Below are 23,166 nucleotides of genomic sequence, written 5' to 3'. Positions count from 1 at the left end.
TTTTATTGTTACTATTTACAGTACTGAGGGAAATAACGCGGAATAAAGTCCGTGTCAACCTCCCCGCTCTGGTAGGCCTCACTGCTCATGATTTCATACTGGAAATCCAGGTTGGTCTCGATTCCCTCGATGATCAGCTCGCCCAGGGCGCTGCGCATCTTGGCAATGGCGGACTCCCTGTCTTTATCGTATACGATAAGCTTTAAGAGCATGGAATCATAGTTCGGCGGAACCATGTAATCATTGTAAATGGCGGTGTCAATCCTGACTCCTCTTCCTCCCGGCACATGGACGTTGGTAATGCGTCCCGGGCACGGCATAAAATTCTTTTCAGGATTCTCCGCATTAATCCGGCATTCGATGGCATGGCCTCGGATGACCACGTCTTCCTGGGTAAAGGAAAGTTTCTCTCCCGCCGCGATCTTAATCTGTTCCTTTATTAAATCCATATCCGTGACCGCTTCCGTGACCGGATGCTCCACCTGGATACGGGTATTCATTTCCATAAAATAGAACTCTTTGCTCTTATCCAGCAGGAATTCGATGGTTCCCGCATTGACATAGCCTACGGCCTCCGCCGCTTTGATTGCGGTTTCACCCATCCGTTTCCTTAAGTCGGCCGAGATGGCGACGGAAGGTGATTCTTCCAATACCTTCTGGTGTCTTCTCTGGATCGAGCAGTCGCGCTCGCCCAGGTGAACCACATTCCCGTATGAATCGGCCAGAATCTGGAACTCGATATGCCTTGGCTGTTCTATATATTTTTCGATGTACATGGTATCGTCAGAAAAACCTTTGACAGATTCCATCTGGGCCTGGTTAAAGTTAGCCTCAAAATCATCCGCTCCCCGGGAAATTCTCATTCCCTTTCCGCCTCCTCCGGAGGACGCCTTGATCATGACAGGAAAACCGATGGTCTCTGCCATCTTAAGCCCTTCCGCTGCTGTAAAAACAGGCTCCTTGCTGCCCGGAACAACCGGAACTCCGGCCTCCATCATGGTCTTTCTGGCTTCCGACTTGTTGCCCATCTTATGGATAATCTCTGCGGACGGCCCGATAAATTTAATATTGCACTTTTCGCACAGCTCTGCAAAGCGGGCATTCTCAGAGAGAAAACCAAAGCCCGGATGAATCGCATCCGCTTTCATCGCCACGGTGGCGGAGATAATTCTCTCCATATCCAGATAGCTTTCCGTAGATGCAGCCGGTCCGATACAGATGGCCTCATCGGCCAGAAATGTATGGAGCGCATCCCTGTCGGCTTCCGAATAAACAGCTACCGTTTTTATTCCCATTTCCCTGCAGGCCCGGATGATCCGAACTGCGATCTCTCCCCGGTTTGCGATCAAAATCTTATTAAACATCGGCCCTCACCTATCCAATCATAAATGTTAATTCCGCTGCAACGGCAACCTTGCCGTCCACCGTTGCGGTTGCGCTGCCGATTCCCACCGGCCCTTTGCGCTTGATAATATGGCATTCCAGCTTGAGTTTATCGCCCGGAATTACCTTTTTCTTAAATTTTGCGCTGTTGATAGCCCCAAAATAAGCGACCTTGCCTTTATTCTCTTCCTGGCTTAAGATAGCCACCGCACCGACCTGTGCCAGCGCTTCTACGATTAACACGCCCGGCATAACCGGTTCCTGGGGAAAATGGCCTGCAAAAAACGGCTCATTATAAGTAACTGATTTATAGCCTACCGCGCCTTCACCCGGTGTCACTTCCTCAATACAGTCGATGAGGAGGAACGGATGACGGTGAGGAATGATTTCCTGGATTTCTTTGATTCCTAACATGTTTTACCTTCTTTCCGAGACAATGCCCGTGAATCATTTATTCCGTTCGTTCTGTTTATTTAATCCTGAACAACGGCTGGCCGTACTCCACAACTTCTTCATTGTCTACGAGAACCGCCTCCACAATGCCGTCATATTCGCTCTCGATCTCATTCATCAGCTTCATTGCTTCGATAATTCCAAGCACCTGGCCCTTCTTCACCGTATCGCCTACGCCGACAAATGCGCCTGCCTCGGGTGACGGTGAATTGTAGAACGTTCCCACAAGCGGGGATGTCACAACCTTATCGGAACCAATGGCCCCCGGCTGGGCTGCCGCGCCCGTACTCTGCACTGCCTCGGCGGCTGTAAATACAGGCTGTACCGCCAGCCCGGAAAGCGCTGCATCCTGGGACATTGCCGTTCCGGGAGCCATTACGGTCTGGACCGCAGGCGCAGATACGGTGACAATCTCTTTTTCTTTTTTCATGGAGACCTTGGAACCATTCTCCTCCAGGACAAAGCTTGTAAGGCCGTGTTCGGAAACTGCCTCGATTAACTTTATAATATCATTTATTTCCATATTGAACCTCATTCTATCTCTGCATCTCTGATTTATATCCGTCTCCGTCAGGCGTATCTCTGCCGCCGGACGGGCATATCCTGTATCATATTCCTGATTTCTTCTATTCCGGGAAGATTCTATGCCTCAAATTTCTTTACAATCAGGCTGGCGTTATGACCGCCAAAGCCCAGGGAATTGCTGATGGCGTAATTAACGTCCGTCGATACGCCCTCACCCATGGTGTAGTCCAGGTCGCAGCCCTCGTCGGCTTCTTTTAAACCTGCCGTTGCGTGGATATAATTTTCCATAACGGATTTCACGCAGGTGATAAACTCCACTCCGCCTGCCGCACCCAGAAGATGGCCGACCATGGATTTGGTAGAATTCACTTTTACTTTATATGCATGTTCGCCAAGCGCCAGCTTGATGGCCATTGTCTCAAAAAGGTCATTGTGGTGGGTGCTTGTTCCGTGAGCGTTGACATAATCGATCTGCTCCGGTTTAATGCCGGCGTCATTCATTGCAAATTCCATTGCCTTCGCGGCGCCGCTTCCGTCCTCTGCAGGGGAAGTGATATGGAATGCATCGCTGGTGGAGCCGTATCCGACCAACTCGGCCAGAATAATCGCCCCTCTCTTCTGTGCATGTTCCAGTGATTCCAGAACTACCACGCCGGAGCCTTCTCCCATGACAAACCCGTCGCGGTCTTTGTCAAACGGTCTGGACGCCGTCTGCGGATCCTCATTGGAGGAAAGAGCGGTCAAAGCGGTAAATCCCGCCACGCCGAGAGGTGTGATACAGGCCTCGGCTCCGCCTGCCACCATCACATCGGCCTCGCCGTGCTGGATGGAGCGGTACGCCTCACCGATGGAGTGTGTTCCCGTTGCACAGGCAGTTACCACGTTGATGCTCTTGCCTTTTAACCCGAACTGGATAGAGACGTTGCCTGTCGCCATGTTGCTGATCATAAGCGGAACGAGCAGCGGATTAACGCGGCCCGGACCCTTGGTCTGAAGTTTTGTATATTCTCTCTCGATTGCCTGTAGGCTGCCGATACCGGAGCCGATGCTGATGCCCACCTTATAGGGATCCTCTTTTTCCATATCCAGTCCAGCCTGTTTGATTGCCTGTGAGGCCGCTGCTACCGCATACTGGGAAAAAGTCTCCATTCTCCTGGCTGCCTTTGGGTCCATATAGTCTTTCGCATTGAAATCCTTTACCTGGGCGGCTACCTTTGCCTTATAATCTGTTGTGTCAAAATATGTGATTGGCCCAAAGCCGATTTTCTTCTCTTTCAGCCCTTCCCAGAAGGACTCCACATCATTGCCGATTGGGGTGATGGCACCCATTCCTGTTACAACTACTCTTGTCATATTGCTCATATCCGACCGCCTTTCTCGCTATACCTGAAAACCTACATTGCCATTCCGCCGTCTACGCAGATAACCTGGCCTGTAATGTATCCCGCCTTATCGGATGCCAGAAATGCCGCCATATTCGCCACATCCTCTGTTTTTCCGAATTTCTTTAACGGTATCTGCGCTCCCATTGTCTCTTTTACACTGTCCGGGAGTACATCCGTCATCTCTGTTTCAATAAATCCCGGTGCGATTGCATTGACTGTAATGCCGCGGCTTCCCAGCTCTCTCGCCACCGACTTTGTAAGCCCAATCACGCCTGCCTTGGATGCGCAGTAATTTGCCTGGCCCGCATTGCCCATTACGCCCGATACGGAAGAAATATTGATAATACGTCCGCCCTTCTGCTTTAACATCTGGCGGGACACGTGTTTCACACAGTTAAATGCACCCTTTAAGTTGATATCAATTACAGAATCGAATTCCTCTTCACTCATCTTCATCAGCAGGTTATCTTTTGTGATTCCCGCATTGTTTACCAGAATATCGATTCTCTTATATTTTCCAATGACATATTTGAGGAATTCCTCCGCCTTTGCGTAGTCGGACACGTTGCACTGAACCGCCTCCGCCTGGCCGCCTGCCTCACAGATTTCCTTTACCACTTCCTCTGCTTTTGCAGCGGAGCCGTTATAATTAACAATTACGGTTGCGCCTTCTTTTGCCATGGTCAGGGCAATCTGTCTGCCGATTCCGCGGCTGGCGCCCGTCACAACTGCAATTTTACCGTTTAACATCCTAACGCCTCCTTTACCTTCTCAATGTCTTCCAGTTTTTCTATATTCATCGCTTTCACGTTTCTATCGATTTTCTTCATGAAACCGGTCAATGTCCTGCCCGGCCCAATCTCTATAAATGTATCCACTCCGTCTTCCAGCATCTTTCTGATACTCTGCTCCCAGCGCACCGATGATGATACCTGTTTCTTAAGGAGCGTTTTCACTTCCCGGCTGTCCGTGACGTATTCCGCTGTCACATTGGCCACATAAGGGATAACCGGCGTATGTACTTCCACCTCTTTAAGCACTCCGTATAACTTCTCCCCTGCTTCTTCCAGCAGATAGGAGTGGAACGGACCGCTTACATTTAACGGAAGAACCCTCTTGGCTCCAGCCGCTTTTAATTTTTCCGCCGCTTCTTCAACCGCCTCTTTTTTACCGGATATTACAATCTGGCCCGGGCAGTTGTAGTTGGCAATCTGAACGCCGCTGATATCGGCAATCACTTCTTCAATTTTCTCCGCATCCATGGCCAGTACGGCAGACATAGCCCCGACTCCCGCCGGAACCGCCTCCTGCATCAGGATTCCTCTCTGCCTTACTGTCCGGATTGCGTCTTCAGTTGACATAACGCCTGCCGCTACCATTGCAGGGTATTCTCCCAGACTTAAACCGGCCGCCACATCGGGTTTGATCCCCGTCCGCTCCATGAAAACCTTCATCATAGCGATGCTGGCCGTAACCATAGCCGGCTGTGTGTACTCCGTGATATCCAGTCTGTCATTTTTTTCAAAGCAGAGCTCCTGCATGGAAAATCCGAGTATTTCGGATGCCCTGTCAAAAATCTCTTTTGCGTCGTTCGTCTGCTCATAAAAATCCTGACCCATACCACAGGCCTGCGCTCCCTGTCCCGGGAAAATAAATGCAATTTTGCTCATAGCGTTACCTCGCTCCCAACTTATACTTACTTACTTTTTACTGATTTCCCATCCGCCCCTTCACCTTATCTCCGGCGTCCGGGCGGTAAAAAGCCGCTCTGTACATTTTCTTCCGCCGTCTTCTCATCAGACGGCGGGAAAAGGCCCCGGAGCGTGCTTCTCATCTTTATTTTCTTCCCAGCAGTTTTTCTGTCTCAGCCATCATCTCATCGATCATCTCTTTACAGGTCTGTTCTTTCTTTACCATTCCTGCAATCTGGCCGGCCATAACAGTTCCGGTCATGATATCACCTTCCATTACGGCATTCCTGAGGGAGCCCATGGTCAGGTATTCCAGTTCCTCGAAGGACTTTCCTTCCTGCTCAAGTTTGATATATTCCCTGGTCATCTTATTTCTAAGGCCTCTCACGGGATGGCCATGGCTGCGTCCCGTAACCGCCGTATCGATGTCCTTAGCCTTAATAATCCTGTCTTTGTAGTTCTGATGGGCAATAGATTCCTTGGCCACTACAAAGCGGGTTCCCATCTGGACTGCTTCGGCGCCCAGCATAAATGCCGCTGCGATTCCTCTGCCGTCTGCGATTCCTCCGGCTGCAATCACCGGGATGGAAACGGCGTCCACTACCTGGGGAACCAGGCTCATCGTTGTCTGGTCGCCGATATGGCCGCCGGACTCTGTGCCCTCTGCCACTACCGCATCGGCTCCGCCCTTTTCCATCATTCTGGCAAGGGCCACGGAAGCAACCACAGGAATTACCTTAATTCCTGCGTTCTTCCACATTTCCATATATTTGCCCGGGTTTCCGGCTCCGGTTGTAACAACCTTGACGCCTTCCTCCACAACCACCTTTGCCACTTCATCGGCATAGGGGCTCATCAACATAATATTTACGCCGAAGGGCTTATTCGTCAATGCTCTGGCTTTTCTGATCTCATCACGGATTACTTCTCCAGGAGCGCTTGCTCCTCCGATGAGTCCAAGACCGCCTGCCTCTGAAACAGCCGCCGCCAGATTATGTTCTGCCACCCAGGCCATTCCGCCCTGGATAATCGGGTATTCAATCCCTAAGAGTTCTGTCACTCTTGTTTTCATTATGCCTCAACACCTTTTTCTTTTAAATAGTTCATTACGTCGCCAACGGTTAAGAGATTCTGTAAGTCTTCTGCCGGAATTTCAACGGAGTATTCATCTTCGAGCGCCATTACAAGCTCGAACAGATCCAGTGAATCTGCGCCAAGATCCTCTTTAAATGTGGAAACCTCTGTAATGCTCTCCGCATCTACGCTTAACTGGTCTGCAATCATCTCTTTCATTCTTTCTAACATAGCTCTTTGTCTCCTTTTACTATTTCTTATTTTTTAATATTGTTTCTTTATTATAAAGCCATTCAGCCGGCCTGGCCGGTCCGAGGCCTTTTACCTTACCATTCCAGAAGCATGGCTCCCCAGGTGAGTCCCGCGCCGAAGCCCGATAAAACAATCTTGTCACCGCGCTGTAAACGGCCGTCCCGGTTCATCTCGTCTAAGAGTACCGGAATCGATGCTGCGGATGTATTGCCGTACTGATCCAGGTTGACGGGTATCTTTTCCATCGGAATCTTTAGTCTTCTGGAAACAGCCTCCAGGATACGGATATTCGCCTGATGAAGCACAAAATAGCGGATATCCTCCTGAACCAGACCATTATCTTCCATAATCTGCTTCGTAATCTCCGGCACCTTGCGGACCGCGAATTTGAAGACCTCCTGACCATCCATCTTCATAAAACCGAGTTCCGGTTTAACCTTTGTCAGGCAGTTGCCGAGACTTCTGGACTGGCATTCCAGTACCCAGCCTTTTCTCCCGTCGCTGCCTACCAGGGTGTCTATCAGGCCTTTCTCATCGGCCCTCACTACTGCGGCTCCGGCTCCGTCGCCGAACAGGAAGCAGGTTCCCCTGTCCGTCCAGTCAAGTACCTTTCCGAGTGTCTCGGCGCCAATCACCAGGCCTGTCTTGTAAATGCCTGACTGGATAAATCCCTGTACAATGTGCATGGCATAGATAAATCCGGAGCAAGCCGCGCTGATATCAAACGCTACCGCGTTCAGCGCCCCAACCGCCGCCTGCACGTCCGTCGCCGCGCTGGGAAAGCTCCTGTCCGGTGAGGAAGTAGCCAGAACGATGATTTCAATCTCCTCCGGGGCGATGCCCGCATTCTCGATGGCTCTCTGAGCCGCCTGGACCGCCAGGGCCGATGTGCCCTCCTCAGTGGAAATCCGGCGGAAACAGATTCCGCTCCTCTCGCGGATCCACTCGTCGCTTGTGTCGATATACTCTGTTAAATCTGTATTTGTAACAATATTTTCCGGCAGATATGAGCCGGTTCCGATTATTCTTGAAGTCATATTTTATCCCCGATTTACTTTTGGTATTAAATGCTTTGATATTCAAACTATTCACAGTGTATCCAATCTCCTTCTGTTTGTCAAGAATAAGTTTTCGCGAAACGGTGTCGAATATGGGGATTTAGTTGAGAAATGAGGACGCCGCCGTCAGGCCAGGGGCCGGGGTGGTGAGAGGAATCGATGAGCCTTTCGTCCCGGGCGTCAGGTGGTCGCGGGCGGGGAATCCGGGCAGAAAAAGTTCCTCCGGGAAACGCTTGCGCTCGTTGGAGTACATAACGGTCACTAACCTCGAAAAGACCTCGGTAAGTGCCGATGAACTCCCAGGTTCCCTCCGGAATCTTTTTCTCCCTTCTTCCCCCGCAGGAAGGTTATGACCGGGACAAAAGACTCAGCCCAGACAGCTGCCCAGCCCCCGGCCTGCGGCGGCTGATCTGTCCTATTCCTTCAATGGGGGAGGCGCTTGTCGCTGCCACTACGTTTCTCAGGATGCCTAAGGATGCCTGAAAACTACATCCTGTTCACTATGAGACTATGTAAACTTAGAATCTTAGAGTGTTTATTATGATACTCTTTTTATGCAGCCCAGGATGTAGTCAGAATGTAAAATAGTTACGACTATATTGTGGCCGCGACAATACCATCGCCGCACTTGACGAAAGAGACAATCAGCCCCTGAAGCCGGTGGGCGGGGCAATAACCTTCGCTGAGTCTTCAGTCCCGCCGACAACCTGCCCGGGGAAGGAAGGAGAAAACTTTCCGAAGGGGACCTTGGAATCCGCCGGTGCTTGATGAGGTCTTGTCGAATCTAGCATCCGCTGCGCATTCCACAAGCGGGAGCGAGTCCCCGCAGGAATTTTTTCTCCTGGATTCCCCCTCACCACAACCTTCAAACCGGGACTGAAGACTCATACACGACCACCCACTCCCCCGTCCGCCGTCTTACAGAGGCGTCCTCACATCTCAACTAATTCCCCCTCCCCGAAAAAAGCTTAAGAAAAAGTAATACCCTTTTTATCCATTTTCGTTGTATAATGAAAAAAACTATGCTTTTTTACCGATAATGAGAATGGAGAAGGAGGTTTACTTATGCAGAGTATTCTTGTCTGTGATGATGATAAACAAATTGTGGAAGCGATCGATATTTACCTCACCGGGGAAGGTTTTGAGGTGATTAAGGCCTACGACGGGTTCGAGGCGCTGGAACTTTTACAGTCCCACAATGTAAACCTGATGATTATAGATGTGATGATGCCGGGCCTGGATGGTATCAGGACGACTCTTAAGGTGCGTGAAACCAGCAGTATCCCGATTATTATCCTGTCCGCAAAGTCTGAGGACGCCGATAAGATTCTGGGACTTAATATCGGGGCCGACGACTATATCACAAAACCGTTTAATCCGCTGGAACTGGTGGCAAGGGTGAAATCCCAGCTTCGCCGCTACACCCAGCTCGGCAATATGAACACCCAGGCCGGCGGCCATATTTTCAAATGCGGCGGCCTCCTGATCAACGATGAAAATAAGGAAGTGACTGTGGACGGCGATCTGATTAAACTGACACCGATTGAATACAATATCCTTCTCCTGCTCGTCAAGAATGCAGGGAAGGTCTTCTCTATCGACCAGATTTATGAAGAAATCTGGAATGAGGAGGCTATTGGAGCCGACAATACGGTGGCTGTGCATATCCGTCACATCCGGGAGAAAATTGAGATTAACCCCAGAGAACCGCGTTACCTCAAGGTAGTGTGGGGCGTCGGCTACAAGATTGAGAAGCAGTAAGCGTCCGCTAATTGATTGAGAAGCAGCCGACGTCGGCTAAGTGACTGAGGAACAGCAGGCGTCCTCTGATTGACTGAGAAACAGCAGGTATCGGCTGATTAATCGAGAAACAGCAGTCGTCTGAGACGGCTGTCTTTCATCCTCTAATGCAGAAAACAGGTGATAAATAATATGAAATATTCGCGACTATCCATGCAGGCCCAGAAGCTTATCGCCAGCGTCCTGCACCTCATTTTCCTGACTGTTATGTTCGCGGGCATCGGCACCATGTATCTGAATGATAACTTTGGCGTCGGCATCACGCGTGTCCAGAATATGGCTTATGAGGATACCGATGAATTTACAAGACAGTTTAACCGTGATTTGAATGACATTTTCCAGTACATTGAATACAATTCCACGTTTGAGAGCGGCGGGGCCATCGATGTTTCCAAGGAGATGCTGCAGATGACCTTTGGCCCAAACGAGACGGAGAGCTTCAGCCTGGCGGATATCATTTCCTATCTACAGTCCATGGGCTACCAGATGAATGAAGATTTTCAGTGCACAAAAGTCTCCACACCGGCTATCGACGCCAGAACCAGGGAAGGCTACATCGACTGGGCAGCCAGTGAGCCTGAAAAACATTACAGTTACCTTATCCCCGGAACGCGCAGAGCTTCCCTGGAAGAGGTTTCACTTGAGATTATGGAAATGCTTCACCAGTATTATTCCACTTACAACCGGCTGCTGGTCAATCCCAGCAACCTGCATTTTAAGGTGGAATATTATGACGATGAATCCAGCACAAAAAGAGCGACCGTTTATGCCAACGATCGTGATTTGACTTCAGACACGTTAAAAACATACGGCAAATATGCATACCTTCCGGGAAACTCCGTATTCTATGATACAAACCTGAAATCAATTGCGTTAAATACCGTGTCCGCCTTGGCGGCGAACAATCCTTATAATACGAATACATTTTATCTGCTGGCCGGAGTGGATACCACCTATCCGGTGCAGGATGTCTATTCGAATAACCGGGACGCCTTTCGGAGCATGCAGCACTACTATATCAGCGGATTTGTCCTCCTGGTGACCGGAGGTATGATCGCCCTGCTCACGCTCCTGTTCCTGCTCAAGGTATCAGGGCACAAAAATGCCGGTGACAAGACCATCACCCTGCACGGATTTGACAGAACGAGCACGGAGACAGGCATTGTCATGTTCTCCCTCTTAACCATTGCAGGCTTCGCCTTCTGCCGTCTGGCCCTTGTGCGGATTGCCCATCTGGTGCTGCCGGAGGAATCCTGGGCGCTGTCGGAACGCGTGCTTTATACGGCAGTCTTCTATCTGGGAGCGCTGCTTCTGTTCTTCAGCCTGCTCAGAAGATATAAGGCCGGAACCATCTGGACCGGAAGTTTTATTTATCGGTGGAGCGAGCGCATGTCTATCTTTTTTACCGGACAGAGCTTTACAAGCCGTATGGTTGTCAGTTTCCTGGCCTACGCAGCCATCAACACCTCCCTCATCAGCCTTGCATGGTTTTTGTGGGACAGAATTTACCTGAGCAAGACTGCCATTTACCTCCTGACGGGAATGGTGATTCTTGCATGCGTTGCATTTAATCTCTGGATTTTCTACCTGCTGTTTAAACATGCAGTGGAACACGATATGATCAGCACGGCCATAGAACGCCTGGCGGCCGGTGAGACGAGCTATCAGGTAAATCTGGATGATTTTGACGGCAGGGAATTCGAACTGGCGGCCAATATCAACAATATCAGCCTTGGCCTGGAGTCCGCGCTTCAGGAAAAGGTCAAGAGCGAGCGCTTGAAGACAGATTTGATTACGAATGTATCCCATGATATAAAAACACCCCTGACTTCTATTATTAATTATGTCGGACTGATCCGGCGTGAAAATATCCAGGATGAAAAAATCCTCCGCTATCTGGACGTTTTGGAACAGAAATCCAACCGTCTGAAGACGCTGACGGAAGATCTGGTGGAAGCGTCGAAGGCCAGTTCTGGCAATTTGAAACTGGAAATAAGCGATATCGACTTTATTGAGCTGGTCTATCAGACAAACGGGGAGTTTGAAGAGAAATTTGCCAGCAGGCACCTGGAACTCATCACCACCGCTCCTGAGGAAACACTGCTGATAGAAGCCGACGGACGCAGACTGTGGCGCGTTTTGGAAAACCTCTATAACAACGCGTTTAAGTATGCAATGGAAAACAGCCGAATTTACATTGATATCACGAAGGACAATCTGCGGATTAACGAGGAGGGATTGATTCTTCCACCACAGGTTGTATTTACTATTAAAAATATTTCGGCCAATCCATTGAATATCCGCGGTGATGAGCTGACGGAGCGTTTTGTACGCGGCGACGTAGCCAGAGCGACGGAGGGAAGCGGACTGGGCCTGTCCATTGCCAAGAGTCTGACGGAGCTCCAGAAAGGCAGTTTTGAAATTTACATTGACGGTGATCTGTTTAAAGTACAGTTGGCATTTGATGTAAAGGAAAAGCCAAAGCCTATAAAACCGGCTAAGACACCGGTTGCATCGGCAGACACTGTTAAGACATCTGCTCCTGCAGTAGAAATTTCATCTGTTCCAGCCGAATCCAGCTCTGAGGACAGAAGCTGAAGCGGTAACCAACCGGCCACGGTTCTTTACAGACAACCCATAACAAAAACATCCTGAGATAATATACAAAAGGCGGTATTATTATGTTATTCAGTTCCCTTGTATTTCTTTGGTTTTTCCTGCCGGCCACGGCGTTTCTCTACTACCTGGTTCCAGGCAGGAATGCTAAAAATATTGTCCTTTTCGCGGCCAGCCTCATCTTCTACGGATGGGGCGGACCGCGTTATCTGCTTTTAGTGCTCCTTACAGTCTTTTTGTGCTATACGGCCGGACTGTGCCTGGATGCCGCAGGCAGCCGCACAGGTCTTAAGAAACTGACCGTGGCGGTATTTGCCGTGATTACCCTGGGGATCCTCGGGTATTTTAAATACTATAATTTCTTTGTAACAACGGTGGGACGCCTTACCGGAACGGAACTTTTCCCTCTGAGGAATATTGTCCTTCCCCTCGGCATCTCTTTTTACACCTTCCAGGCCATCTCCTATGTGGTCGACGTCTACCGCGGCAAACGCCCGGCACAGAAAAATCTGTTTCACATGGCGCTTTACATCTTCCTGTTCCCACAGATTCTGTCGGGCCCTATTGTAAAATACCACCAGATTGCCGGACAGCTTACGGAGCGCACGGAAACGCTTTCCATGCAGTTTTACGGAATAAAACGGTTTGTATACGGCCTTGCAAAGAAAGTTCTGCTGGCTAATACATTCGGCCAATCCGTCGACTATATTATGGGAGTTCCGTCGGATCAGATGGGTACCGTCACCGCCTGGCTGGCTGTGATTTTATACACTCTTCAGATATACTACGACTTTTCCGGTTATTCGGACATGGCAATCGGGCTGGGAAGGATTTTCGGGTTTTACTATGAGGAAAACTTTAATTACCCCTACCTCTCCTCTTCCATTACCGAATTCTGGAGGCGGTGGCATATCTCCCTGTCAACCTGGTTCAGGGACTATCTGTATATCCCTCTCGGCGGCAACCGGAAAGGACTTTCGAGAACCTGTGTAAACCTCTTTATCGTATTTCTGGCAACCGGCCTCTGGCACGGCGCAAGCATGACGTTTATTATCTGGGGAATCTACCACGGTATTTTTATCCTGTCGGAACGGCTCTGGCTGAAAAAGCTGCTGGATAAAAACCCTCTTAAGTTTCTTAACCATTTGTATGCGATGATCGTGGTCGTCTTCGGCTGGCTCCTGTTCCGTGCTCCCAGCATGACCTTTGCCCTCGACCTGGCCAAAGCTATGATCCGCCCCACCCGCGGTCTCTGGAATGCCGGGCTTTTTGCCAACAACAAGATTCTGTTCCTCTCCGCCCTGGGGATTCTCCTGTGCGGACCGGTGCAGGCTCTTTTCCCCCGGTTTAAGGCCCGTATTTTTGATGAAGAATCTGTATCCTTTGGAGATATTGCCGTGATGATCGTGCTCTTATTCCTGTCCACTATGGTCGTTGTAAGCAGCACCTATACCGCGTTTATTTATTTCCAGTTCTGATTAATTCGGATAAGTTCTGATATAAGGAGTTTTGTTTATGAACAAAAAGATCATAATGATTGCCGGGTTCTGGCTGTGCCTTCTGGCACCCAACCTGCTGTTCCCACTTATGAAAAATGAATCGGACGCCGGAAGTGATGAGAACCGTGCGCTTGCAGAGTTTCCGGTGTTGTCCGCTGAGAATCTGGAACACATTCCCTCCCAGATGGACAGCTATATCAATGACCATGCCGCCTTCCGGAACCGTTTTCTGTCTCTCAACTCCAGACTGAATCTGGATCTGTTCGATTATCCCGATTCCACGCAGGTACTGAAGGGAAAAGACGGATGGTATTTCTATACAGCCGGTTCGTCCATAGCCGACTGTCTTGGCATCAACCGTTATCCGCAGCCTATTCTGGAATCAATCACCGCACACATCCAGACGGCGGCCGACTATTTTGAATCGCAGGGGATCGAATTTCTGCTCGTACTCCCGCCCAGCAAGGAATCTGTATACAGGGAATACCTTCCCGACAGCTGCCGTCAGCTCAGTTCTCCCACGCGTTCCGAGGAGTTGATTTCCTATATTAAGGAGCACAGTAATGTAACGGTAATTGATCCGGCGCCCTGTTTTAAGGAAAGCAGAGAGTATAAGTGGTATTTTAAGACCGACACGCATTGGAACGATGCAGCCGGTTTTGTGACAAACCAGATGCTGATCGAGGCGCTGGATGGCACTCCGGTATCCATAGATGATGTGACCGTATCCTATCTCCCTTCCGGTGTCGGGGATCTGGGAAAACTGTTCCACATGCCCGCATCGCGAACCGACGACACCTTTGCTGCCATAAGCGGTTACTATGATGAACTGGAAACAACCAGGGAGGACGTAAACGGAGACGGCAACATCACCCACCTGGTCACACCGGGAGCGCCCGATCCGCGCCGGATCGCAGTGTACCGCGATTCCTTCGGATACTCGCTTTCACAGACGTTGAACAAATATTTTCAGTATACGGATTTCTACCACTGGCAGGCCTTCGACGCCTCCATGCTGGAGGAATATAAACCGGATGTGGTCGTTTACGAGGTGGTGGAGCGGGAACAGGGCAGAATTCCTGAAGACATGATGAAACTGGCGCCCGGGGCGTTTTAAACAGGAGCATGGATAGCAGCTTTCCATGCTCATTCAAGACTATCCCCCGTCCCACCCGGTCAAAAAGTTTTACTCCCAGTTCCGCTTCCAGCGAAGACAGAAGCTTGCTGATATGGGACTGGGTAGTGTTCAGTTCCTGGGCCGTCAGGGGCATATGCAGGGACTGGGACAGGCTGACGAAGGCGCTGATCTGCAAAAATTCCATAGCAATTACCTTTTACTCTTTCTCTTCCAAATCCATGATATACACATCATCCGGCGTAATTCTCCGCTTTGGCGTGAAGATGATCCAGTCCGTTAAATCATTAAGCGTATAAGTCCCAATATCATCCTGATGCATACCGCTCACGTAATACGGCTCCTGTGTCAGTTTGCCCGTGAGTTTTCCGTCTTTTGCTTCAAGCAGTTCAAACCAGATATGTTCTTTGGTATTGTTCTCCTCCTGATACTCATCGTCAATTGTGAGACCAATCTTGATCAGTATATGGTTTTCCTTATCCGAAAGGGACCGGAGCATATAGGAGGCCCGCTCGGCCGCCAGCGCTTTCATCCGCTCTGTCTCAGATGTAGAAATCCAATAGATAGGATTCTTCTCGAGAATTTCATCGTATATGGAAATCGGGGAGTATTTTCCCGCCTCATAATCGTCTTTTGTCTTATATGTAAAGATGGCGCTGGTATTCCCATTATGTCCTTCGGTTCTATCGTCTTTTCCTCCCAGCATATCATCGTCATACAGATCGACCGCCTCTTCCCAGGGAACCAGCGTCGTCATCAGCGCTGCCCGGTCGGTCAGTCTGGCAAGGTACAGCGGTTCTTTCGGTTCCAGCGGCTCCTCCAGTTCCAACAGGCGGTTTGCCATTGTCTCCAGGACATTGTAATGGCTGTTGTAGGTTTCCTTGGTAGAATTAAGGATTTCCAGTTCCGAGATACCGCAGCGGTTCAGTCCGTGCGTATGGAGCCAGACTACCGGCTCATCCCCGGATACAGCCTGGGCCGTGTAAATATAACGCGGCGCCGGAGGCACGGAGGATACGGCGGCCAGAGACACCCAGTGGCCGGAAAGAATCTTTTCCGAGCTGTCATCCAAAACCGCTACGGCGTCCGGAAGAATGGCATGAATAATCTTTAACTGAAGATGGTAGGACGCGAGGGCGTCTTCCCCGAACATCATCTCCACCGCCAGGCCGCCTTCGGCTCTCTGCATCGCCTCTATATCCACATCTGGAAAAAGATGCTGGCAGCGGTAGAATTCCGGCAGCTCAAAGTCCGTCGGATAAATCAGGCTCCTGTATCGGCTGCCGCCATATTCCGCCGTCAGCCCGATGCTGCCTTCCTCTTCCATATCCGCCGTAATCACTCGGAAATCGGGTGCATTCTTAAGTCTTCCCAGCACCTCCATTCTTCCTTCCGGCTCCTGATGCCCTGGTATTGCCAGCATGTACGATTTTTCCTTCATGTTATACCTCCTGTTCTTCTCATTTGTAATAACCTGCCGTGACTCACTGCTATCCTTCGCTGCCGCGGGCTTCAGCGCCTTTCCTGCCAACCAGCCGTATCCGGCTCCAGTGGCCGGTCAGATACCAGGAAAAAGAAATTATATAGTTAACCGCCCAACCGATTGGCACGGCATACCATACGAACGCCACCCCGTACCTTGGAGCAAAATAATTGGCGACAAACACCCGGATACTCAAGTTGGCGAGATTTGCAATTGTAAAAGCCACAACATCGCCCGACCCGCGGAGAAGTCCGTCAGTCGTCATCTTGAGACCTATGAAAATAAAGAAAAACGATATAAAGTCCGAGTAAGACATTCCTGTCTCAAACGCTGCGCTGCTGGCATCCGCATCCAGGAAGGCAGACACAAAGGAATGTCCGAAAAGCTGGATGGATACGCACAGTATCACGGCAAAACATCCAAGTATAATATAGCAGAAGCGGTAACCTTCTTTGACCCGTTTTACATTGCCGGCTCCCATATTCTGGGCCGTAAACGTCGACATGGCGTTGCCGACCGCCGTCATCGGAACGATTGCCAGAGATTCTATCCTGGTTCCTGCCGAATAACCGGCCATAACGGCCGAACCGAATGTATTGACCACCGACTGGACCAGAAGAATTCCCATATTGACAATCGACTGCTGCAATATCGACGGAATCGCGACCCTGGTCATGGAGTGCAGCATTTTTCCGTCGTAAAAATGGAATTCCCTCCGTTCATGGGGATATTTTTTAATCTTCCGGAGCAGAAGCCCAAAGGAAATTATGGCTGATATGCCCTGAGCAATCAGAGTGGCATAGGCCACGCCCCTCACGCCTAATCCGAACCGGATGACAAACACCAGATCCAGCACGATATTCAGAAGTGATGAGAAAATCAGCAGATACAGCGGCGTGCGCGAATCGCCCAGGGAATTGAATACGGACGCCTGCACATTATACATAAAAAGAAAAGGCAGGCCGATAAAATAAATTCTCAGATAGGCGGCTGCGTCGTCGAATACATTAGCCGGTACCTTTAGAAGATGCAGTATCCAGTCGTTCCCGATGAATCCTACTGTGCCTAAAAGCAGGCTGATAATGAGAAAATTGATAAGTGTAGTGGAAACCGCCGTTTTCATCTTGCCGCTTCTTCCGGCTCCCAAAAATTGGGATATAATCACAGCGCTTCCCACGCCTCCGCCTATAGCGACTGCAATAAAAACGTTGGTAATTGCGTAGGAGGCTCCGACCGAGGCCAGCGCTTCCTCGCTGACGAACTTTCCCACTACGATTGAATCGACTATATTATAAAACTGCTGGAAAAGATTGCCGAGTATCATCGGAAGGGCAAAAAACAACAGGCTCCTTCCCGGATGTCCTGTCATCATATCATTCTTTTTCTTTATTCCTGTCTTATCTTCCGCTGCCATTGCGCCATCTCCTGTATCCTTGTCTAGTTGTCATCATCCACACCGTTTTTCCTATTATGCCCCGAAAAGACCTGATAAATCATAGTGTAACACGGCTAAAATAAATTTACAACCGATTCTGTTTTTCTGGTATTTTATATGATTCGACGCTATGATTTCCGCTCATAATACAATCATGAAGGAAAATTCCGCCTTACCTCGTTAAAATAATTAAGCAGTATTTATCCGCCCTCTGCTTTTCCCGCACCAGAAAGGAGCCCCCAATATGAAAAACATTATTATGTCCATTTCCTGCATCATCCTGTTTATTGGCCTTACGTCCTGCAGCGGCCTTACGCTCAGCGCCGGTAGTTACTACAACGATTTTACGGCAAAGGGCGAGGACGCCAAATATACGCTCACTGGTAAAGCAAAAGTGAACGGTACTTCTGATATTCTGTACATTACGCCCTCGGAAAATACAGAGGTAACATTTAAAGGCAGGCTGAGTTCTCTGTCCGGAGATGTTCAAATTGTATATGTGACCCCAGAAAATGAGGACGTCGTAATACTGGACACCAGCCGTTCGCACCAGAAAAAGGTAAAATTTGATACTATAATCGGACTGGAAGAAGGCGCAGGGCGCATTGAGTTCAGGGGAGACAACATCACGTTTAAATTTGATCTGGCCTTTACGGACATCAATATGAAACAGTTTGATTATCTCAGCTCCGATAAGGAGCCCGCTGCCGAAGCTCCGTCTGAAACCGCAGCAGACTTATAATGCAGGGAGTTTCGGCGTTATAAGTTTCAGATGTAAAAAAGAAAAAGGCGCCATACCCACGAAACGGGGCATGACGCCTTTTTAGATTGCTGTCTGCATTCATCTGCGCTGTATATAAAACACAGATTACTGCCGCTAAAAAAACATCTTTAAAAAAATACTTGCAACGATAACGGATGCAATTGTTACTGTTGTGAAGCCGCCGACTATCATCTGTGGCTCGATTCTGGATGTGAGGTAATCACTTTCTTCCTTGCTTTCAGCTACTGCCTTGACACTTTCCTGTGAAAGAATGAAATTTCCCGGATAACCATAAAGGGCAGTCAACGCCACGGACATTGCCATCTCTTTATGGAAGCCGACAAAGCGTCCCGCAACAGAGGCCGCGATACAAAGGCCGATACAGCCTATGATAATGATTCCCATAGCCGGAATGAGCATCGATATTACTGTCTCAGGAGAAGCTGCCGCAATACCGCTGACTACAACATATCCTACGATAACCACCGAAGTAAAGCCAAACACCTGGGATTTAATAAGCGGTTTTCTGTCCAGAAACCCGATCTCCGACAAAATCACGCCTACTAAAAGAAGAATTACGTATCTCGAAAGGAATTCTTTTGTAGCAACTGTAATTAGGATACCAATCAGACCGGCCACAGAGACCTTAAACAGAACCACATTGTCTGTTACATACTTCTCCGGAAGCTGAGGAAAAATCGGTTTTTTCGCCTCTGCCAGCTTCTCATCACTTCCCTCTCGTTCCCCATTTCTAAATTTTGATGCCAGTCGTTTTGCTTCCTTTTTCAATAGAAATGATGTCAAAGGGTAACCTACAAAGCTCTGAAGAACCAGTACGGCTAATGCCAGTGTGGCCAAATCCTGGCGCCCCATCGCCACTGCCTGCTCACTGACAATCAGATATGCCACAATTCCTCCTGTCAGAGGAGGTGTCGCTACCGTTGCCGCCAGCTTGCCGAAAACGAGCATCCCTATTGTCATTGTAGCCAGACACATTCCAATCAGTCCTGCAACACATACTATAATGGTCTTCCATTGTACCGAAATTTCTTTCACGCTCATCAGCGAACCCATATGAGGCAGCTGTAAGTAATAAACAACGTATACTAAAGTCGAGCTGATCCCGGCCAGCTCCAATATATTGGTCGGCGCAAGCCCTCCCCAAAACAGAATTACACAGAATACGGATAGCGCAAACATAGACGGAACCGCCGCCTTTGTCACAGTCGATATAATATCGCTGAGCGCAAATATCAGCATTAACAGTGCAAAATAAAATATTGCATCCAAATACATATAAATATTCCCCTTTATTTTAGTCTTTAACTTCTAGTTTTCCTGCAGCCAATCCATTGCCGCCTGCGTAAATAACGCTGGCCCTCTGTAAAACACATCCTCATTCAGACAGAACTTTGGATGATGCGCGCCGTACTCTTTTCCGTCTGCCGGGCATTCCGCGTGGTTCGACAGGAAGAAATAACAGCCGGGCACTTCCTGGAAGAAAAATGCCGCATCTTCTCCTCCCATCATTCCATGGTCCGCAATGTGAATCTCCTCCTCGGAAACCAGCTTTTTAGCCGATTTCAAAAAGCTTTCCACCATCGCTCGATCATTCACCAGAGCCGGATAACCGTCCAGCACTTCAACGGTACAGCTTCCCCTCATCATCTGTGCGGTTGCTTTGGCTATCTCCTCGATTCTCTTCAGTACAAATTCCCTCACCACCGGTGAACCGTTGCGGATCGTTCCCTTAATTACCGCCGTCTCCGGGATAATATTGTAAGCCCCTCTGCCTGCTTCGACGCTGGCAAGAGTGATAACCGCAGATTCAGCCGGTGCAACTTCACGGCTGATAATATACTGGATGTTGTTGATAATAAGCGCTGCGATTGCAACCGGGTCGATACACTCCTGAGGTACGGAACCGTGGCCTCCAAAACCCTGTATTTTGATTAGAAGCTGATCATCTGCCGCCGTAGTATTGGAATAGCTCACCGCGATATCACCGTTATTATAAGGACCGAACATAGAGCCGACATGCAGCGCCAGAATCGCGTCCACATCCTCAATCACTCCGTCCTTTACCATTGGCTCGGCTCCTCCCGGTCCCTCCTCGGCCGGCTGGAATATAAGTTTGACTTTTCCTTTCAGTCCATCCTCATGATTCTTAAGCATTACAGCCGTTGCTATTAGCATAGCCGTATGGGCGTCATGGCCGCAGGCATGCATATTTTCGTTCGCGGAAGCATAGGTGAGTCCTGTCTCTTCCTTGATGGGCAGGCCGTCCATATCGGCTCTGATAGCAATTGTTTTTCCCTCGCCTTTGCCAATCACTGCCGTGATTCCTGAATGGTTTTCATATGTCTGGTATTCGATACCTGCCGCAGTAAGCTGCTTTGTCACAAAATCCGCTGTTTTCGGAAGCACTAACCCTGTCTCCGGATAACGGTGGAGAATTCTTCTCCACTCTACTATTTTATGCTGCAGCTCCTGAGCTTCTTTTAATATGTCGTTCACTTCTATACCTCCTGAATATGTATCATATCTTTGTTAAAACAAAACAGATAATAGATCTGCTGTTATTTGCGGTGCTGTCTTACATCCCCTGTCTTTCTATGCCCAAACTACTACGGAAAGCGCCATCAGAACCGCCTGAGTGAGCAGGATAAGCAGGAACAGCGGAACAAACCATTTCCACCACTTATCAAGCTTAAGGCCCGCAATACCACAGAGAATTGGAGCAAAACCGGTCGGCCAGAGGATATTGGAGATACCGTCGCCAAACTGGAAAGCAAGGACTGCCGTCTGACGGGAAACACCAATCAGGTCCGAAAGAGGAGCCATAATCGGCATACTGGTTACGGCCTGGCCTGATCCAGACGGAATCAGGAAGTTAAGCACTGTCTGCACAAGCAGCATGGCGATAGATGACAGCCAGTTCGGCAGATAGGACAGCGGAATCGATGCGCCATATACAACTGTGTCAATAATGTGGCCCGACTGCAGTACAACAAGAATCGAGCGTGCAAGTCCGATCATAAGGCAAGCCATGGCGATATCTGTAAATCCATGGGCAATCCTGTCGGCAATATCGTTTGGTTTCCAGCCCATGATAATGGCGCTGATAACGCCCATAAGAAGGAAAATAACGTTTAATTCTTCAAAGTACCAGCCCTGTGTCTTGGAGCCCCACACAATGACTGCAATACCGGCTACCAGTGTAAAGAGCACCAGCTTCTCACGAATGCCGAAAGGATGGTTTTCAAGATCTGAAGTGTCCATCGTCATATGGCTGAAATCATCCCCGTATACAAGGCTCTGGGTCGGATCTTTCTGTATCTTTAATGCATAACGTACAACATAAATTGAAGCCACCGCAATCATCATGACATGGCAGAAGATTCGGTATCCGGCTCCCGACATCTGGGGAAGACCTGCAATACTCTGTGCCATTCCAACGGTAAACGGATTCATAAAGGCTCCGCTGTAGCCAAGTCCGGCTCCAAGTGCAACGATGGCAGTTCCCACCAGAGCGTCGTATCCCATCGCTATTGCGATACCGACAAAAATAGGAATAAAAGGCAGCGTCTCCTCAAATATACCGATCGTTGAGGAGGCCGCACCAATCACTGTAATAAAGATTGGTATAATAATTGCTCTCATATTTCCCTTGAGAACCCTTAGAAGGAATGCAACAAGACCGTTAAAAGCGCCGGTCTGAATGATAAGTCCAATCGATGCATATGAAATAAATACGAAGAAAATAACGCCCGCACCGTTCAGCATGCCGCCATATAATGATTTTAAAGCTGCAAACGGCCCTACCGGTGTAGACTCAACAATATGAAATGTCCCGGGAACTACTACTTCGATTCCGGCATCATTAATCGTATGTTCGAATTCACCTGCCGGTAAAATCCAGGTTGCAATTGCACAGGCAAAAATAATGATAAGCAATAACAGATAAATGTGCGGTAACTGGAATCTTTTCTTCTTTTCATTTTCAGCCATAACTGAATACCCCCTCTTTCACTACTTCATCAACTTTTCATTAACAGATTGTCACTGGGTCCCAATCCCGGTTAAAAAACCGGCCTCCAGCGCTGCCGCCTGTGACGGCATTTGTCTGTCCATAACTAAACCCCTTTTGTATCAGTTTATTCTTTTTGACTTTCTTTAAGAACATTCCCCCTTCCCGCATCTCACTCTTAACTGTGTTTACCCCAGTCCGTTTTTTACGCCGTTCTTGTTCTGCTATATTACGGTTATTTCTCACAGCCCCGTTAATATCCGTTCCTGCAATTTTTCACGTTATTATAGAAGAAACTTAAAACAGGATATCAGAACGGCAGTAATCCCGCTTTACATATCAAAGCAGGAGCTTGCGCACATCCGCAACTCATTAAGAGGACTATACTTCACCCTTTCATTTATTAGGATAAAACAAGGTTTAAAAAACTATGTCCAGTATAGTGTCAGCCCGCCGATAAAGCGTCGAATACCCCCCTTTCAAAAATATTTTTAACTTTCTGCGATTTACCCCAAAACATCGACATTTCCTCGACTGCCTGTACATATACTTGAACCATCAGATACAAACAAATGCCGCTTACG

At 48.9% G+C, this 23,166-nt stretch carries 20 protein-coding genes and 1 pseudogene; 5 read left to right on the top strand and 16 right to left on the bottom strand.

Annotated features, from left to right (window positions below; genetic code table 11):
- Positions 1-11: 11 nt before the first annotated feature.
- From EJL91_RS09645 to EJL91_RS24550, 10 genes are all read right to left on the bottom strand, one after another.
- On the bottom strand, positions 12-1,364 hold the full coding sequence (locus tag EJL91_RS09645; protein WP_125141721.1) for an acetyl-CoA carboxylase biotin carboxylase subunit: 1,353 nt from the start codon (positions 1,362-1,364) through the stop codon (positions 12-14).
- Between the two features lie 10 nt (positions 1,365-1,374).
- Positions 1,375-1,797 (bottom strand): 3-hydroxyacyl-ACP dehydratase FabZ, encoded by a 423-nt coding sequence (gene fabZ / locus EJL91_RS09640; protein WP_125141720.1) that lies wholly within the window; start codon positions 1,795-1,797, stop codon positions 1,375-1,377.
- A 55-nt stretch (positions 1,798-1,852) separates the two neighbouring features.
- Positions 1,853-2,359 (bottom strand): acetyl-CoA carboxylase biotin carboxyl carrier protein, encoded by a 507-nt coding sequence (accB, locus tag EJL91_RS09635; protein WP_125141719.1) that lies wholly within the window; start codon positions 2,357-2,359, stop codon positions 1,853-1,855.
- 119 nt (positions 2,360-2,478) lie between these two features.
- Positions 2,479-3,714, bottom strand: coding sequence for a beta-ketoacyl-ACP synthase II (gene fabF, locus EJL91_RS09630; protein ID WP_423243442.1), 1,236 nt, complete (start codon positions 3,712-3,714; stop codon positions 2,479-2,481).
- A 41-nt stretch (positions 3,715-3,755) separates the two neighbouring features.
- Complete coding sequence (gene fabG, locus EJL91_RS09625) at positions 3,756-4,496, bottom strand: 3-oxoacyl-[acyl-carrier-protein] reductase (RefSeq protein WP_125141717.1); 741 nt, start codon at positions 4,494-4,496, stop codon at positions 3,756-3,758.
- Positions 4,490-5,416, bottom strand: a complete 927-nt coding sequence (gene fabD, locus EJL91_RS09620) for an ACP S-malonyltransferase (protein WP_125141716.1) — start codon at positions 5,414-5,416, stop codon at positions 4,490-4,492. The genes fabG and fabD overlap by 7 nt, the downstream gene beginning before the upstream one ends.
- A 166-nt stretch (positions 5,417-5,582) precedes the next feature.
- Positions 5,583-6,509, bottom strand: a complete 927-nt coding sequence (gene fabK / locus EJL91_RS09615) for an enoyl-[acyl-carrier-protein] reductase FabK (RefSeq protein WP_125141715.1) — start codon at positions 6,507-6,509, stop codon at positions 5,583-5,585.
- On the bottom strand, positions 6,509-6,742 hold the full coding sequence (gene acpP / locus EJL91_RS09610) for an acyl carrier protein (protein WP_125141714.1): 234 nt from the start codon (positions 6,740-6,742) through the stop codon (positions 6,509-6,511). Before acpP ends, fabK begins: the two co-directional genes overlap by 1 nt.
- A gap of 95 nt (positions 6,743-6,837) precedes the next feature.
- Positions 6,838-7,800 (bottom strand): beta-ketoacyl-ACP synthase III, encoded by a 963-nt coding sequence (locus EJL91_RS09605; RefSeq protein ID WP_125141713.1) that lies wholly within the window; start codon positions 7,798-7,800, stop codon positions 6,838-6,840.
- Positions 7,801-7,921: 121 nt separating this feature from the next.
- Positions 7,922-8,074, bottom strand: a complete 153-nt coding sequence (locus EJL91_RS24550) for a hypothetical protein (RefSeq protein ID WP_164516795.1) — start codon at positions 8,072-8,074, stop codon at positions 7,922-7,924.
- Between the two features lie 812 nt (positions 8,075-8,886).
- Here EJL91_RS24550 and EJL91_RS09600 point away from each other — a divergent pair.
- From EJL91_RS09600 to EJL91_RS09585, 4 genes are all read left to right on the top strand, one after another.
- On the top strand, positions 8,887-9,582 hold the full coding sequence (locus tag EJL91_RS09600) for a response regulator transcription factor (protein WP_125141712.1): 696 nt from the start codon (positions 8,887-8,889) through the stop codon (positions 9,580-9,582).
- 171 nt (positions 9,583-9,753) lie between these two features.
- Positions 9,754-12,219, top strand: a complete 2,466-nt coding sequence (locus tag EJL91_RS09595; protein ID WP_125141711.1) for a sensor histidine kinase — start codon at positions 9,754-9,756, stop codon at positions 12,217-12,219.
- Positions 12,220-12,302: 83 nt separating this feature from the next.
- The gene (locus EJL91_RS09590; RefSeq protein ID WP_125141710.1) at positions 12,303-13,715 is read left to right on the top strand and encodes an MBOAT family O-acyltransferase; all 1,413 of its coding nucleotides are present in this window, start codon (positions 12,303-12,305) and stop codon (positions 13,713-13,715) included.
- Between the two features lie 37 nt (positions 13,716-13,752).
- Positions 13,753-14,853, top strand: coding sequence for an alginate O-acetyltransferase AlgX-related protein (locus EJL91_RS09585; RefSeq protein WP_125141709.1), 1,101 nt, complete (start codon positions 13,753-13,755; stop codon positions 14,851-14,853).
- Between the two features lie 31 nt (positions 14,854-14,884).
- Here EJL91_RS09585 and EJL91_RS25365 read toward each other — a convergent pair.
- The 3 genes and pseudogenes from EJL91_RS25365 to EJL91_RS09570 all read right to left on the bottom strand — a co-directional run.
- Positions 14,885-15,058 (bottom strand): annotated as a pseudogene (locus EJL91_RS25365) (LysR family transcriptional regulator); the annotation flags it as partial.
- Between the two features lie 12 nt (positions 15,059-15,070).
- A complete protein-coding gene (locus tag EJL91_RS09575; protein WP_125141707.1) occupies positions 15,071-16,312 on the bottom strand; it encodes a DUF4026 domain-containing protein in 1,242 nt (413 codons plus the stop codon).
- A gap of 49 nt (positions 16,313-16,361) precedes the next feature.
- Positions 16,362-17,768, bottom strand: coding sequence for an MATE family efflux transporter (locus EJL91_RS09570; RefSeq protein WP_125141706.1), 1,407 nt, complete (start codon positions 17,766-17,768; stop codon positions 16,362-16,364).
- A gap of 265 nt (positions 17,769-18,033) precedes the next feature.
- Here EJL91_RS09570 and EJL91_RS09565 point away from each other — a divergent pair, with 265 nt between their 5' ends.
- Positions 18,034-18,531 carry a hypothetical protein gene (locus EJL91_RS09565; RefSeq protein WP_125141705.1) on the top strand — a complete coding sequence of 166 codons (498 nt, stop codon included), beginning with the start codon at positions 18,034-18,036 and terminating at the stop codon, positions 18,529-18,531.
- A gap of 135 nt (positions 18,532-18,666) precedes the next feature.
- Here the strand turns inward: EJL91_RS09565 and EJL91_RS09560 are convergent, their stop codons facing one another.
- The 3 genes from EJL91_RS09560 to EJL91_RS09550 all read right to left on the bottom strand — a co-directional run bounded on the left by EJL91_RS09560 (position 18,667) and on the right by EJL91_RS09550 (position 22,563).
- A complete protein-coding gene (locus tag EJL91_RS09560; protein WP_243125295.1) occupies positions 18,667-19,848 on the bottom strand; it encodes a hypothetical protein in 1,182 nt (393 codons plus the stop codon).
- Positions 19,849-19,881: 33 nt separating this feature from the next.
- Complete coding sequence (locus EJL91_RS09555; RefSeq protein WP_125141704.1) at positions 19,882-21,069, bottom strand: M20 metallopeptidase family protein; 1,188 nt, start codon at positions 21,067-21,069, stop codon at positions 19,882-19,884.
- A gap of 96 nt (positions 21,070-21,165) precedes the next feature.
- Positions 21,166-22,563, bottom strand: coding sequence for a YfcC family protein (locus tag EJL91_RS09550; protein WP_125141703.1), 1,398 nt, complete (start codon positions 22,561-22,563; stop codon positions 21,166-21,168).
- Positions 22,564-23,166: the final 603 nt, after the last annotated feature.

The organism is Clostridium transplantifaecale (genome assembly GCF_900626075.1).
Lineage (GTDB): Bacteria > Bacillota > Clostridia > Lachnospirales > Lachnospiraceae > Otoolea > Otoolea transplantifaecalis.
This window is presented reverse-complemented; position numbering and strand designations above follow the sequence as displayed.

Excerpts from the sequence above, each read along its gene's own strand:
- EJL91_RS09645 (WP_125141721.1), bottom strand. The coding sequence starts at position 1,364 with ATGTTTAATAAGATTTTGATCGCAAACCGGGGAGAGATCGCAGTTCGG.
- fabZ (WP_125141720.1), bottom strand. The coding sequence starts at position 1,797 with ATGTTAGGAATCAAAGAAATCCAGGAAATCATTCCTCACCGTCATCCG.
- accB (WP_125141719.1), bottom strand. The coding sequence starts at position 2,359 with ATGGAAATAAATGATATTATAAAGTTAATCGAGGCAGTTTCCGAACAC.
- fabF (WP_423243442.1), bottom strand. The coding sequence starts at position 3,714 with ATGACAAGAGTAGTTGTAACAGGAATGGGTGCCATCACCCCAATCGGC.
- fabG (WP_125141717.1), bottom strand. The coding sequence starts at position 4,496 with ATGTTAAACGGTAAAATTGCAGTTGTGACGGGCGCCAGCCGCGGAATC.
- fabD (WP_125141716.1), bottom strand. The coding sequence starts at position 5,416 with ATGAGCAAAATTGCATTTATTTTCCCGGGACAGGGAGCGCAGGCCTGT.
- fabK (WP_125141715.1), bottom strand. The coding sequence starts at position 6,509 with ATGAAAACAAGAGTGACAGAACTCTTAGGGATTGAATACCCGATTATC.
- acpP (WP_125141714.1), bottom strand. The coding sequence starts at position 6,742 with ATGTTAGAAAGAATGAAAGAGATGATTGCAGACCAGTTAAGCGTAGAT.
- EJL91_RS09605 (WP_125141713.1), bottom strand. The coding sequence starts at position 7,800 with ATGACTTCAAGAATAATCGGAACCGGCTCATATCTGCCGGAAAATATT.
- EJL91_RS24550 (WP_164516795.1), bottom strand. The coding sequence starts at position 8,074 with ATGTACTCCAACGAGCGCAAGCGTTTCCCGGAGGAACTTTTTCTGCCC.
- EJL91_RS09600 (WP_125141712.1), top strand. The coding sequence starts at position 8,887 with ATGCAGAGTATTCTTGTCTGTGATGATGATAAACAAATTGTGGAAGCG.
- EJL91_RS09595 (WP_125141711.1), top strand. The coding sequence starts at position 9,754 with ATGAAATATTCGCGACTATCCATGCAGGCCCAGAAGCTTATCGCCAGC.
- EJL91_RS09590 (WP_125141710.1), top strand. The coding sequence starts at position 12,303 with ATGTTATTCAGTTCCCTTGTATTTCTTTGGTTTTTCCTGCCGGCCACG.
- EJL91_RS09585 (WP_125141709.1), top strand. The coding sequence starts at position 13,753 with ATGAACAAAAAGATCATAATGATTGCCGGGTTCTGGCTGTGCCTTCTG.
- EJL91_RS09575 (WP_125141707.1), bottom strand. The coding sequence starts at position 16,312 with ATGAAGGAAAAATCGTACATGCTGGCAATACCAGGGCATCAGGAGCCG.
- EJL91_RS09570 (WP_125141706.1), bottom strand. The coding sequence starts at position 17,768 with ATGGCAGCGGAAGATAAGACAGGAATAAAGAAAAAGAATGATATGATG.
- EJL91_RS09565 (WP_125141705.1), top strand. The coding sequence starts at position 18,034 with ATGAAAAACATTATTATGTCCATTTCCTGCATCATCCTGTTTATTGGC.
- EJL91_RS09560 (WP_243125295.1), bottom strand. The coding sequence starts at position 19,848 with ATGTATTTGGATGCAATATTTTATTTTGCACTGTTAATGCTGATATTT.
- EJL91_RS09550 (WP_125141703.1), bottom strand. The coding sequence starts at position 22,563 with ATGGCTGAAAATGAAAAGAAGAAAAGATTCCAGTTACCGCACATTTAT.